Source organism: Methyloversatilis universalis FAM5, from assembly GCF_000214035.2.
Lineage (GTDB): Bacteria > Pseudomonadota > Gammaproteobacteria > Burkholderiales > Rhodocyclaceae > Methyloversatilis > Methyloversatilis universalis.
Map to the genome: position 1 here is coordinate 220,887 of NZ_AFHG01000028.1, position 13,044 is coordinate 233,930.

At 69.0% G+C, this 13,044-nt stretch carries 10 protein-coding genes; 8 read left to right on the plus strand and 2 right to left on the minus strand.

Translation table 11 applies throughout. The features are described from left to right. Position 1: 1 nt before the first annotated feature. The 6 genes from kdpB to METUNV1_RS01260 are packed head-to-tail and all read left to right on the plus strand — an operon-like array spanning position 2 to position 8,398. Positions 2-2,083 carry a potassium-transporting ATPase subunit KdpB gene (gene kdpB, locus METUNV1_RS01235; RefSeq protein ID WP_008058037.1) on the plus strand — a complete coding sequence of 694 codons (2,082 nt, stop codon included), beginning with the start codon at positions 2-4 and terminating at the stop codon, positions 2,081-2,083. Positions 2,084-2,097: 14 nt separating this feature from the next. Further along, a complete protein-coding gene (kdpC, locus tag METUNV1_RS01240; protein WP_008058039.1) occupies positions 2,098-2,691 on the plus strand; it encodes a potassium-transporting ATPase subunit KdpC in 594 nt (197 codons plus the stop codon). Between the two features lie 60 nt (positions 2,692-2,751). After that, positions 2,752-5,502, plus strand: coding sequence for a two-component system sensor histidine kinase KdpD (kdpD, locus tag METUNV1_RS01245; RefSeq protein ID WP_008058041.1), 2,751 nt, complete (start codon positions 2,752-2,754; stop codon positions 5,500-5,502). After that, positions 5,499-6,209: a two-component system response regulator KdpE gene (kdpE, locus tag METUNV1_RS01250; RefSeq protein ID WP_008058042.1), complete on the plus strand. Its 711-nt coding sequence runs from the start codon at positions 5,499-5,501 to the stop codon at positions 6,207-6,209. Before kdpD ends, kdpE begins: the two co-directional genes overlap by 4 nt. 36 nt (positions 6,210-6,245) lie before the next feature. After that, positions 6,246-7,997, plus strand: coding sequence for a PHA/PHB synthase family protein (locus tag METUNV1_RS01255; RefSeq protein ID WP_008058043.1), 1,752 nt, complete (start codon positions 6,246-6,248; stop codon positions 7,995-7,997). Positions 7,998-8,008: 11 nt separating this feature from the next. Further along, a complete protein-coding gene (locus tag METUNV1_RS01260) occupies positions 8,009-8,398 on the plus strand; it encodes a bleomycin resistance protein (protein WP_008058044.1) in 390 nt (129 codons plus the stop codon). Positions 8,399-8,403: 5 nt separating this feature from the next. Here METUNV1_RS01260 and METUNV1_RS01265 read toward each other — a convergent pair whose 3' ends face one another. After that, on the minus strand, positions 8,404-8,886 hold the full coding sequence (locus METUNV1_RS01265; protein WP_008058045.1) for an LEA/WHy family protein: 483 nt from the start codon (positions 8,884-8,886) through the stop codon (positions 8,404-8,406). 26 nt (positions 8,887-8,912) lie between these two features. After that, a complete protein-coding gene (locus tag METUNV1_RS01270; protein ID WP_008058047.1) occupies positions 8,913-9,569 on the minus strand; it encodes a YiaD family glycine zipper/OmpA-like lipoprotein in 657 nt (218 codons plus the stop codon). Positions 9,570-9,815: 246 nt separating this feature from the next. Between METUNV1_RS01270 and METUNV1_RS01275 the strand changes: the two genes are divergently transcribed. Together METUNV1_RS01275 and METUNV1_RS01280 are read left to right on the plus strand one after the other, a co-directional pair. After that, positions 9,816-11,894 carry an ATP-dependent helicase gene (locus tag METUNV1_RS01275; protein ID WP_043358788.1) on the plus strand — a complete coding sequence of 693 codons (2,079 nt, stop codon included), beginning with the start codon at positions 9,816-9,818 and terminating at the stop codon, positions 11,892-11,894. An 886-nt stretch (positions 11,895-12,780) separates the two neighbouring features. Continuing rightward, positions 12,781-13,044 (plus strand): hypothetical protein (locus METUNV1_RS01280; protein WP_043358740.1); only part of this gene is annotated, 264 nt, incomplete at its 3' end.

Sequence of the window (13,044 nt, forward strand, 5' to 3'; positions counted from 1 at the left end):
CATGAACGCATTTCCGTCAACGTCGCGCCAGCCGGCCGCACTGTTCGACCGCACGCTGCTGCGCGGCGCCGTCCGCGACGCGGTGATCAAGCTCAATCCGGCCGCGCAGTGGCGCAATCCGGTCATGTTCACGGTGTGGCTGTGCGCTGCGCTGATCAGCGTGCTGTGGCTGCAGGCGCTGGCCGGGCAGGGCGAGGCGCCGGCCGGTTTCATCGGCGCCAATGCCGCCTGGCTGTGGTTCACCGTGCTGTTCGCCAATTTCGCCGAAGCGCTGGCCGAGGGGCGCAGCAAGGCGCAGGCGGCCAGCCTGCGCAGCCTGCAGAGCCGCGGCAATGCGAGGAAGCTGCGCGCCGGCGACGACACCGGCTGGGACAGCGTGGACCTCACCACGCTGCGGGTCGGTGACCGTGTGCGCGTGGAGGCGGGCGATCTCGTGCCCTGTGACGGCGAGGTGATCGAGGGGGCGGCCTCGGTGGACGAAAGCGCCATCACCGGCGAATCGGCCCCGGTCATCCGCGAAGCCGGGGGCGACTTCTCGTCGGTCACCGGCGGCACCCGCGTGCTGTCGGACTGCATCGTCGTGCGCTGCACCGTCAATCCGGGCGACAGCTTTCTCGATCGCATGATCGCCATGGTGGAAGGCGCCCGCCGGCGGCGTACGCCCAACGAGATCGCGCTCACGCTGCTGCTGGTGTCGCTCACGCTGGCCTTCCTGATGGCCACTGCCACGCTGCTGCCATTCTCGCTGTTCGCGGTCGAGGCCGGCGGACAGGGCAGTGCGGTCACGGTGACCGCGCTGGTGGCGCTGCTGGTGTGCCTGATCCCGACCACCATAGGCGGTCTGCTGTCGGCCATCGGCGTGGCCGGCATGAGCCGCATGCTGGCGGCCAACGTGATCGCCACCTCCGGCCGGGCGGTCGAGGCGGCGGGCGACGTCGATGTGCTGCTGCTCGACAAGACCGGCACCATCACGCTGGGCAACCGCCAGGCCGCCGCCTTCCTGCCGGCGCCCGGCGTGAGCGAGCGTGAACTGGCCGATGCCGCGCAGCTTGCGTCGCTGGCCGACGAGACGCCGGAAGGCCGCAGCATCGTGGTGCTGGCCAAGCAGCAGTTCGCGCTGCGCGAGCGCCAGCTGCTGTCGCATGACGCCACCTTCGTGCCCTTCACCGCGCAGACCCGCATGAGCGGCGTGAACTGGGCGGGCCGGCAGATCCGCAAGGGCGCGGCCGAGGCGGTGCGCCGGCATGTCGAGGCGCTCGGCGGCGGCTTCTCGCCCGAGCTGCAGCGCATCGTCGACGACGCGGCACGCCGCGGCAGCACGCCGCTGGTGGTGGCCGACGGCGCGCAGGTGCTGGGCGTGGTCGAGCTCAAGGACATCGTCAAGGGCGGCATTCGCGAGCGCTTCGGCGAACTGCGCCGCATGGGCATACGCACCGTCATGATCACCGGCGACAACCGGCTCACCGCGGCCGCCATCGCGGCCGAGGCCGGCGTGGATGACGTGCTGGCCGAAGCGACGCCGGAAGCCAAGCTCGCGCTGATCCGCCGCTACCAGGCCGAAGGCCGCATGGTGGCGATGACCGGCGACGGCACCAATGACGCGCCGGCGCTGGCCCAGGCCGACGTCGCGGTGGCGATGAACAGCGGCACCCAGGCGGCGAAGGAGGCCGGCAACATGGTCGATCTCGACAGCAATCCGACCAAGCTGATCGAGGTGGTGGAGATCGGCAAGCAGATGCTGATGACACGCGGCGCACTGACCACCTTCAGCCTGTCGAACGATGTCGCGAAGTACTTCGCTATCTTGCCTGCCGCTTTTGCCGCCACCTACCCGCAGCTCGGCGCGCTGAACGTGATGCAGCTCGCATCGGGCGAGTCGGCCATCCTGTCGGCGGTCATCTTCAACGCGCTCATCATCGTCGCGCTGATTCCGCTGGCGCTGCGCGGCGTGCGCTACCGGCCGCTCGGCGCGGCCGCGCTGCTGCGGCGCAACGGCCTCGTCTACGGTCTGGGCGGCCTGCTGCTGCCCTTCGCCGGCATCAAGCTGATCGACCTGGCGCTTACCGCGCTGCATCTGGCCTGAACAAGGAGAACCCGATGAATGCACGTCTGTCCGTATGCCTGAGCACACTGCGCCCGGCGCTTTCGGTGTTCGTCCTGCTCACGCTGATCACCGGCCTTGCGTATCCGCTGGCCGTCACCGGGCTGGCCCGGCTGCTGTGGCCGGAGGCGGCGGCCGGCTCGCTGGCGCCGAGCCATCGCGGCGCGGGTGCCTCCGTGCTGATCGGACAGTCCTTTTCCGATCCCGGCCGCTTCTGGTCGCGGCCCTCGGTCACCGCCCCGGTGCCGTACAACGGCGTCGCCTCCGGCGGCAGCAATCTGGGCGCGAACGCGCCGGCGCTGCGCGAGGCGGTCGCGGCCCGCGTGGCGGCGCTGCGGGCGGCTGATCCGGACAACGCCCTGCCGGTGCCGGTCGATCTGGTGACCGCATCGGCCAGCGGGCTGGACCCGGACATCAGTCTGGCCGCGGCGCACTACCAGGCCGGGCGCATCGCCCGCGTCCGGGGCATGGACAGGCGGGCGGTCGACGCACTGATCGACGCGCACGCCCGGCTGCCCTGGCTGGGCTTCATCGGCGAACCGCGGGTGAACGTGGTGCTGCTGAACCGCGCGCTGGACGGTGTGCGCTGACATGCCCGGCCGCCCGCTGCCGGCCGCGTCCGCACGCGCGGCCAGGGTTAGACTGAAGGCATGAGCGAAGAACCCCTCCGCCCCGACCCGGACGCGCTGCTGGCAGCGGCCCGGGCCGCTGACGCGCGCGCGGAGCGCGGCCGGCTCAAGATCTACTTCGGTGCCTCGGCCGGCGTCGGCAAGACCTGGGCCATGCTGGACGACGCGCAGCGGCTGCGTGCCGGTAACGTCGATCTGGTGGTCGGCGTGGCGGAAACCCACGGCCGCAGCGAAACCGCGGCGCTGCTGCAGGGGCTGGAATGCCTGCCACCGCGCACGGTGACGCTGCACGGCCGCTCGCTTCCCGAATTCGATCTCGATGCCGCGCTGGCGCGCCGGCCGGCGCTGCTGCTGGTGGACGAACTGGCGCACAGCAACGCGCCCGGGTCGCGTCATCCCAAGCGCTGGCAGGACATCGAGGAGCTGCTCGACGCCGGCATCGACGTGTGGACCACGGTGAACGTGCAGCACATCGAAAGCCTGAATGACGTGGTGGGCGGCATCACCGGCATACGGGTACGCGAGACGGTGCCCGACCACGTATTCGATGCGGCGTCCGAGGTGGAACTGGTCGACCTGCCGACCGACGATCTGCTGCGCCGGCTGAGCGAGGGCAAGATCTATCTGCCGGAGCAGGCCGAGCGCGCGGTGCGCCACTTCTTCCGCAAGGGCAATCTGATGGCGCTGCGCGAACTGGCGCTGCGCCGGACGGCCGAGCGGGTCGAGGACGATGTGCGCAGCTATCGCCTCGAACACGTGGCGCAGGACAGGCGCGCGGTGTGGCAGGTGAGCGATGCGCTGCTGGCCTGCGTGGGACCGGATTCGGGTGCCGAGCGGCTGGTGCGCGCCGCGGCACGGCGCGCGGCCCAGGGCGGCGCGCCCTGGCATGCGGTCTATGTCGAAACACCGGCGCTGCAGCGTCTGCCTGAAGCGCGCCGCCGCGCGATACTGGCCACGCTCCGGCTGGCCGAATCGCTGGGCGCGGTGACCGCCACGCTGACCGCGGAGGACGCGGCCGACGCGGTGGTGGCGTATGCGCGCGAGCACAATCTGGGCACGGTGGTCACCGGCTACGCACTGCCCGGCGCCGCGACCGCGCTGTGGCGCCGTCTGCGCGGTCACCGCAGCTTCGGCGAGCGCGTCGCGGTGCAGGCGCCGGAAATCGAGTTCATGGTGATCGCCCGCCAGCCGGGCGCGGACACCGGCCCGCCGGTGCCCGACGGTGCGGCGGCGGAGGATGCCGACCGGCTCGCGCGCCGCGCCCGCGGCTATGTCTGGGCGCTGGCGTCCAGCGCCGCGGTGACCGTGGTGGCCACGCCGCTGCTGCGCTATTTCGACCTCGCCAACATCGTCATGCTCTTTCTGCTGGCGGTGGTGGCGGTCGCGGTGCGTCACGGCCGGCGTGCCGCGCTGGCGGCGGCGGTGCTCAACGTGCTGGCCTTCGATTTCTTCTTCGTATCGCCGCGCTTCACCTTTTCGGTCAGCGACGCGCAGTACCTGCTCACCTTCGCGGTCATGATGGCGGTCGGTCTGGTGATCGGCCAGCTCACCGCTTCGCTGCGCTATCAGGCACGGGTGGCCGGTTACCGCGAACAGCGCGCGCGCGGACTGTTCGAAATGGCGCGCGATCTCGGCCGCGCGCTGACCCAGGAACAGGTGGCCGAGATCGGCGAACGCGCGGTGGCCCGTGCCTTCCGCTGCCAGACCGCGATGATGCTGGCGGACAGTGACGGACGGCTGGCGGCGGTGTCGCCGGACAACGATCGCTTCGTGCCGGACGCCGGGCTGGCGCAATGGGCCTTCGATCATGCCGAAGCGGCCGGGGCCGGCACCGGCACGCTGCCCGGCGCGCCGGTGCTCTACCTGCCGCTGCAGGCACCGATGCGCACCCGCGGCGTGATCGCGGTGAAGCCGTCCGGCCCGCGCCTGCTGATGATTCCGGAACAGCGGCAGCTGCTCGACACCTATGCCGCGCTGGTGGCGATCGCGATCGAGCGGGTGCATTTCGTCGCGGTCGCGCAGGACACGCTGCTGTCGATCGAATCCGAACGGCTGCGCAATTCGCTGCTGGCGGCGCTGTCGCATGATCTGCGCACGCCGCTGACCGCGCTGATCGGCCTGTCGGAAAACCTGTCGGCCGCGCTGGCGCGCGATGGCTCGCCGCGCGGCGCGGACGCGACCGCCATCGCCGACCAGGCCCGGCGTACCGCGCAGCTGGTGAACAACCTGCTGGACATGGCGCGGCTGCAGGCCGGGTCGGTGGCGCTGCGCCGCGACTGGCAGTCGCTGGAAGAGCTGGCCGGCAGCGCCATCCGTTCGCTCGGACCGGCCCTGGACCGCCATGTGGTCGAACTGCGGCTGCCGCCCGACCTGCCGCTCATTCATGGCGACGCGGTGCTGCTGGAGCGGGTGCTGGTGAATCTGCTGGAGAACGCCGCCAAGTACACGCCGGAGGGCAGCCACCTGCGGGTCAGTGCCGAACGCGAAGGCGAGCGGATCGCGATCGAGGTCAGTGACGACGGGCCGGGCCTGCCGCCGGGCGACCCGGAGCGGCTGTTCCGCACCTTTACCCGCGGCGATGCGGAGTCGAGCACGCCCGGCGTCGGTCTCGGGCTGGCCATCTGCCGCGCCATCGTGCGCGCCCACGGCGGCGAGATCGAGGCCTCCAGCCGGCCAGCGCCGGCGCACGGAGCGGTATTCCGGTGGACGCTGCCGCACCTTGATCTGCCTGCGGACGCGCCAGCGTCCCATGCGGCAGACTGTGCACCATGAACCTGCCGCCGCAACCCGTCACCCGTGTACTGGTCGTCGAGGACGACGCGGCGATACGCCGTTTCGTCCGTCAGGCGCTGGAGGACGCCGGTTACCAGGTGAGCGAGGCCGAGGGGCTGCGGCGGGGACTGATCGAGGCCGCCAGCCGCAAGCCGGATCTGCTGGTGCTGGACCTCGGCCTGCCGGATGGCGATGGCATCGACTTCATCCGCGATCTGAGAGGCTGGAGTGCGCTGCCGGTCATCGTGCTGTCGGCGCGCGTCGGCGACGACGACAAGATCGCCGCCCTCGATGCCGGCGCCGACGATTATCTGGTGAAGCCGTTTTCGGTCGGCGAACTGATGGCGCGGGTCCGTGCCGCGCTGCGTCGCCGAACCGCCGGCGGTAACAGCGTGTCCGTCCTCGAGTTCGGTGCGTGTTCGCTCGATCTGGCGGCACGCCGCCTGCTGCGGGCCGGCGAGCCGGTGCATCTGACGCCGGTGGAATACCGGCTGCTGGCGGCGCTGGCCGCACATCCGGGTCAGGTGCTCACGCAGCGTCAGCTGCTGCTGGCGGTGTGGGGGCCGAACAGCGTGGAGCACGCACACTATCTGCGTATATATATGGGGCATCTGCGCCGCAAGCTTGAATCCGATCCGGCGCGGCCGCAGCATCTGCTGACCGAAACCGGCATCGGCTACCGCTTCGTCACCGTCGCGGAGTCGTGAACGCCGGCATCCATCCGGTGAATGAAAGGAGCTGACATGAATGGCGGACACCCGAACCGGAACGACGGACACGGCACCGAGGCCGCGGCGTCGCACGACGTTTTCATGCAATGGATGGAGGGCCTGTCGCGGGCGAGCGACCCGTTCGGTGTCAGCGCGCCCATCCTGCATGCGCAGATCGCCTGGACCGCGCATCCGGCGGAGCTGGCCAGCCGCATGTCGCAGCTGTCGTCGGATCTCGCCCGTCTGCAGTGGCATTCGCTGCACAGAATGCTGGGCCTGCCTGACCCGGATCCGATTCCTCCGGCGGAGGGCGACAGCCGCTTCAGCGATCCGGCCTGGACCGAACTGCCCACCTTCGATCTGATGAAGGAGTGGTATCTCGCCTTCACCCGCCATACCCAGGACATGCTGTACGACACGCCGGGCATGTCGGACAGGGACCGCGAACGCGCGGCCTTCTGGTGGCGCAACTGGCTCAACGCGGTGGCGCCCACCAACTGGCTGTTCACCAATCCGGTCGCGCTGCGCAAGGCCATGGAAACGCGCGGCGAGAGCCTGATGCGCGGCTTCCGCAATTTCCTCGACGACCTGAAGGCCGGCGACGTGCGCATGACCGACCCGGAGGATTTCCGGGTGGGCGAGAACCTGGCCACCACGCCCGGGGCGGTGGTGATGCGCAACCGGCTGCTCGAACTGATCCACTACGCGCCGACGCAGGCAAAGGTGCATGCGCAGCCCGTGGTGATCGTGACGCCCTGGATCAACAAGTTCTACGTGCTGGATCTGGCGCCGAAGAAAAGCATGATCCGCTACCTGCTCGATCAGGGACTGGACGTGTTCATCACCAGCTGGAAGAACCCGGATGCCGACCTGCGTGACGTCACCTTCGACGACTACCTGCTCGAAGGCGTGCATGCCGCGGTCGAGACCGCCCGCGCGCTGACCGGTGCGGACAAGGTGCATGCGGTCGGCTACTGCATCGGCGGCACCGCGCTGGCGATGTACATGGCCTGGGCCAATCGCCGCTTCGCCCCGGACGAGGTGCCGGTCGCCGACTGGACCCTGCTCACCACGCTGACCGACTTCCGCTCGCCGGGCGAGATCGAGGTGTTCATCGACGAGGCGAGCGTGCGCTCGCTGTGCGCGGCGATGGCGCAGAAAGGCTATCTGGATGGCAAGGAAATGGCCGCTTCGTTCCGGCTGCTGCGTGCCAACAGCCTGATCTGGAACTATGTCGTCAATGGCTGGCTGTACGGCGAGACGCCGCCGCCCTTCGACGTGCTGTACTGGAACATGGATTCGACCCGCATGCCGCAGGCCATGCACGGCTGGTATCTGCGCGAGCTCTACCTGCACAACCGGCTGGTGCAGCCGGATGCGCTGACCGTGGCCGGCGAGCCGCTGGACCTGCGTCGCATCGTGCAGCCGCTGTATGCGGTGGCGGCCGAGGACGATCACATCGCACCCTGGCGCGAGGCCTTCCGCATCCACCGCCACGTGTCCGGCGAACGCCGCTTCGTGCTCAGCAGTTCCGGTCACATCCTCGGCATCGTCAATCCGCCGGTCGATCCGCCCAAGCGCAGTTTCCGCGCGGCGCCGGTGGAGGCGGGCGATCAGGCTGCGCACTGGCACGCCGCCCACGCCGCGACGCCCGGCAGCTGGTGGACCGACTGGATGGACTGGCTCAAGCCGCGTGCCGGCAGCCTGGTGAAAGCGCGTCCGGCGGCCACGGCGGACTTTCCCGAGCTGGCACCGGCGCCCGGCGCCTACGTGCTGGAACGCTGAGGAGGGATACGATGACCGACCGGGCAGAGCGGACCGACGCGGTCCGTTTCATCGCGGCGACGCCGGTGCTGGCGTCGCTCGACATCGGCCGCACGATCGCCTTCTATGTGGAGCGGCTAGGCGCGGTGGCGGTGCACGCCGAGCAGGGCGTGTACGGCATCGTCGCGCTGGGCGACATCCACCTGCATTTCTGGGCCTGCGCCGACCGTCGCATCGCCGAAGCCACCGGCTGCCGGGTGGCGGTAGAGGGCATCGACACGCTGTACCTGCGCTGTCAGGCGGCGGGCATCGTCCACCCGAATGCGCCGCTGCACGACACCGCCTGGGGCACGCGCGAATTCGCGGTGCTCGATGGCGACGGCAATCTGATCACCTTTCACCAGCGTAGCGATAAGGATTGAGCCGCCTACCACCCCGCGCGGGTCACCGGCAGCGACAGCGTGCCGTGGGCGCTGAAGCGTTGCGTGCCGAGCGGGCCGCCGCCCAGCTTGCCGCGCAGGCTGTAGGGCAGGCGCTCGAGATCGGCGCCATCCAGTTCCAGCAGCTGGCGGACCGCTGACAGCGGCGACACGCTGATCGGCAGGCTGATCACCGTTTCGCTGAAGGGTGGCACGCTGCCACGCATATCGCTCACGCCGCTGGCGAAATCCCTGTCCTTCAGGTCGATCTGCAGCGCGAGGCCGTCGTAATCAAGCGCGAAATCGTTCGGGTTCTGCACCCGCAGCTTCAGCAGAAAGCGCATTTCCAGCCCTTCGCCCGGCAGCGGTTCCAGCCCGGCCACCCGTACCTGTACCGGATCGCTCCGCCGCAGGCCGGCGCAGCCGGCCAGCAGCAGCGGTGCGCCGGCGAGCAGCCGGACGAGACGGCGACGTGCGAGGGAGGGCGTCATGGCACCGGGATGGACAGCGCGGCGCGTCAGCCGTTCGCGCCCGGTTCGGCCACGTAGATCTCGACCCGGCGGTTCTGCGCGCGGCCGCTTTCGCTGGCGTTGCTGGCCACCGGTTCGTGTGCACCACGACCGTCGATCGCGATGCGGTTCGCCTGCACCCCGCGATTCACCAGATAGGCCCGGGTGCTGGCGGCGCGATTGACCGACAGCGGATCGTTCACCGCATCGCTGCCGGTGTTGTCGGTATGGCCGATGATGCGCACCGAAGTGGCCGGGTTGGCGTTCAGCGTCTGTGCGAAGCGGTCGAGCACAGGACGCAGTTCCGGGCGGATGTCGGCGCGGCCGACATCGAAGGACACGTCGCTCGGAATGTCCAGCTTGAGCTGGTTGTCCGCGGTCTTCACCACGCCGACGCCGGTGCCGGCGGTGGCCTGTTCCATCGCGCGCTTCTGCTCTTCCATGCGCTGCGACCAGATGTAGGTGCCGATGCCGCCCACGGCCGCACCCAGCAGCGCGCCGCCGCGGGTGGCGCCGCCGCTCTTGCCGACCGCGCTGCCCAGCGCGGCACCGGCCACCGCACCTGCGCCGGTACCGATGGCGGTGCGCTGCTGCGTTTCGCTCATGTTGGCGCAGCCGGTGGCGACGAAGGCTGCGACAGTCAGGGTGACGAGTGTTTTCTTCATGACGGGATCTCCATGCGACCTCTGTTCGGTGACCGTTCCAGTGTCGGTGATTCCGGTGGCCTGTCCTGTCGGCCGGCGTGCAGGCCGTCTGTACGCATCCGCCGACAGCGTGCGCCGGCATCGGTCGCGTGTGGGTCGCCTGGGGGGGGGCGTCTCAGGGTCGTCTATGGGTCGTCTATGGGTCGCGCGGGCCACTGTGCTGAGGTACTGTATGGCCATACAGTTCATCCGCGAAAGTTGTCCGCCGTGCCCAGTCCTGCCGATCTGCCCGACTATCTGTCTTCCCTGAATGATGCGCAGCGCGCGGCCGTGCTGGCCGGTACCGCACCCGGCGACAGCGACGGCCCGCTGCTGGTGATCGCCGGCGCCGGTACCGGCAAGACCAGCACGCTGGCGCACCGGGTGGCGCATCTGCTGATGCAGGGCGTGGCGCCGGATGCGCTGCTGCTGCTCACCTTCTCGCGCCGCGCGGCCGAAGAGATGACGCGCCGGGTGCAGCGCATCGTCGCCGCGGCCTCCCCGCGGCTGGCGCCGATCGCGGCTGCCGGCATACCGTGGTCCGGCACCTTCCACGGCGTCGGTGCCCGGCTGCTGCGCGACTACGCCGGCAGCATCGGTCTGGATCCGGCCTTCACCATTCACGACCGCGAGGATTCGGCCGACCTGCTGAATCTGGTGCGGCACGAACAGGGCCTGTCGACGAAGGCGAAACGCTTTCCGCTGAAGGGCACCTGTCTGTCCATCTATTCGGCGGTGGTGAATACCTGCAGTCCGCTGGACGAAGTGCTGCGCACCACCTTTCCCTGGTGCGCCGAGTGGGAGACCGAACTGAAGGCGCTGTTCCGCGGCTATGTCGAGGCCAAGCAGGCGCAGCAGGTGCTCGATTACGACGACCTGCTGCTGTACTGGTCGCAGATGGTGAGCGAGCCGCTGATCGCCGGCGAGCTGTCGGCGCGCTTCCGTCACGTGCTGGTCGACGAGTACCAGGACACCAACCGGCTGCAGGCGTCCATCCTGCGGGCGATCAAGCCGGACGGCCGCGGCCTCACCGTGGTCGGCGACGACGCACAGTCGATCTACAGCTTCCGCGGCGCCACGGTGCGCAACATCCTCGACTTTCCGATGCAGTTCGATCCACCGGCGCGGCGCATTACGCTGGAACAGAACTACCGTTCGATTCCGCCGCTGCTCGACGCCGCCAACGCGGTGATCGCGGAAGCGGGCGAGGGTTTCGACAAGCGGCTGTGGAGTGCGCGGACCGGTGGTCAGAAGCCGCTGCTGGTGAGCGTGCGCGACGAGGCCGATCAGGCGGCTTTCGTGGTCGAGCAGATCCTCGCGCGCCGCGAGTCCGGGCTGAAGCTCAAGAGTCAGGCGGTGCTGTTCCGCACTGCGAGCCACAGCATCCGGCTGGAAGTGGAACTGACCCGGCGGAACATTCCGTTCGTGAAATACGGTGGCCTGAAATTCCTGGAAGCGGCGCACGTGAAGGACGTGCTGTCGCTGCTGCGCTGGGCGCAGAACCTGCGCGACCGCGTATCCGGTTTCCGCGCCATCCAGCTGCTGGCCGGCATCGGTCCCAAGGGTGCGGCGCGCATTCTCGACAACCTCGACGCCGCGCCGCCGGGCGCGGCACTGCTGGCCGAACAGCCGGTGACCGAAGGCGTGCGTGCGGCGTGGATGGAGTTCGCCTCGCTGATCGAGGCCGCGGGTGCGTCGGGCGCTGCCTGGCCAGGCAGCGGTGAAGCGCTGATGCACTGGTACGAAACGCAGATGGACAGGCTGTACGAGGATGCGCTGGTGCGCGCGGCCGACGTGCGCCAGCTCGCGCTGCTGGCCGCCACCTATCCGAGCCGCGAACGCTTCCTCAGCGAACTGACGCTGGATCCGCCGGAAGTGACCAGCGACGCGCCGGGCAAGCCACTGCTCGACGAGGACTATCTCATCCTGTCCACCATTCATTCGGCCAAGGGGCGCGAGTGGCCCGCGGTGTCGGTGCTCAACGTGGTCGACGGCGGCATACCGTCCGAAATGTCGACCGGCAGCCAGGCGGAGATCGATGAGGAACGTCGCCTGCTGTACGTCGCGATGACCCGTGCGAAGGATCAGCTCGAACTGCTGGTGCCGCAGCGCTTCCACCTCACCGGACAGTCGGCGGTCGGTGATCGTCACGTGTATGCCGGTCGCACCCGCTTCATTCCCAACCGTCTGCTGCCCCGGTTCGAACAGCGCAGCTGGCCGCGCGCGGACCCCGAAGGCGTGAAGCCGATGTCGGTCTCCGAAGCGCGCATCGACATCGCTGCGAAGATGCGCGCGATGTGGGGTTAGCGGTCGCACGCGGTGCGCTGCAGCACACACTGCATCTAGTAGCCGACAGGCCTGTCACACACTACGGGTGAGGTTTCGCTGCGTCGTTGTGTGCGTCTCCGCAACACCGCGACCGATCTGTCCGAGCTTCCTTCTGCTTCGCACGATTTTTCGGGCGTGCCCCGCAAAGCCTTTGCCCGAAAGGATTTGCGAGGCACGTGTAAAACCGTGCGTGGAAATTTTCATTCGCGACGAATGATGCGGAGCGCGCGCGGACGCGAAATAAATCTGGACTTTTGTGTGGTTTGTTGCTTTAACGGCTCATGGTTGTGCAATACTTTCGGCCCATGAATCAGTCCGTTGCGACGTCCTCTTCAAGCCGCACATCTGCAGCCGGTTTTCACGGCGCCTCGGAAATTCTTTCCCCTGAAAAAACGCTCCCGCATCGCCTGCTGCGCGCTCGCGCATCCGACATGGCGACGGTCGATACGCGTTCAGGCATCACCCTTGTCGAATCTCTCGCATCGCCTGCGGCCCTTTCCCGCGCGGCGATGTGTCTGCCTTTCCCGCACCCGCACGCTCGACCGACGCTGCATGCGTCCTGTGGTCGACGTGTGTTCCTCAGAGACGGATGTCACGGCGTGGCGCGGGTGAGTCTTCATTAGTTCGGTTGTGTGTCGTAACCATCCACCGATGGTTCGCGCGTATGGATCCGGCATCCGGGCAGCGAGTGCTGTCCGTGTGCCGTTCGGGTCGTCGACCCGGAGGCGCGAGTGGCTGCAGGTCAGGCCCTCGCGTCGTGAGGTGTTCCTGACCGGGCGCACGTCGTGCGTCGTCTCGAACAGACCTTCCGCCACCGGAGGGGCTGAGGTGCTGTCCAATCCTGTTATCCGTGAGGAGAGAAGTCATGGCTGAAGCTGAAGCGAAGAAGGGGGCGAAGAAGGCGAGTGCCCCGGCAAAACCGGCCGCGAAGAAGGCTGCTGCACCGGCGAAGGCTGCTGCGAAGCCGGCCGCGAAGAAGGCTGCTGCACCGGCGAAGGCCGCTGCGAAGCCGGCCGCGAAGAAGGCTGCTGCACCGGCGAAGGCCGCTGCGAAGCCGGCGGCGAAGAAGGCTGCACCGGCGAAGGCCGCTGCGAAGCCGGCGGCGAAGAAGGCTGCACCGGCGAAGGCT

Coding starts and splice junctions, on each gene's coding strand:
- kdpB (WP_008058037.1), top strand. CDS start 2: ATGAACGCATTTCCGTCAACGTCGCGCCAGCCGGCCGCACTGTTCGAC.
- kdpC (WP_008058039.1), top strand. CDS start 2,098: ATGAATGCACGTCTGTCCGTATGCCTGAGCACACTGCGCCCGGCGCTT.
- kdpD (WP_008058041.1), top strand. CDS start 2,752: ATGAGCGAAGAACCCCTCCGCCCCGACCCGGACGCGCTGCTGGCAGCG.
- kdpE (WP_008058042.1), top strand. CDS start 5,499: ATGAACCTGCCGCCGCAACCCGTCACCCGTGTACTGGTCGTCGAGGAC.
- METUNV1_RS01255 (WP_008058043.1), top strand. CDS start 6,246: ATGAATGGCGGACACCCGAACCGGAACGACGGACACGGCACCGAGGCC.
- METUNV1_RS01260 (WP_008058044.1), top strand. CDS start 8,009: ATGACCGACCGGGCAGAGCGGACCGACGCGGTCCGTTTCATCGCGGCG.
- METUNV1_RS01265 (WP_008058045.1), bottom strand. CDS start 8,886: ATGACGCCCTCCCTCGCACGTCGCCGTCTCGTCCGGCTGCTCGCCGGC.
- METUNV1_RS01270 (WP_008058047.1), bottom strand. CDS start 9,569: ATGAAGAAAACACTCGTCACCCTGACTGTCGCAGCCTTCGTCGCCACC.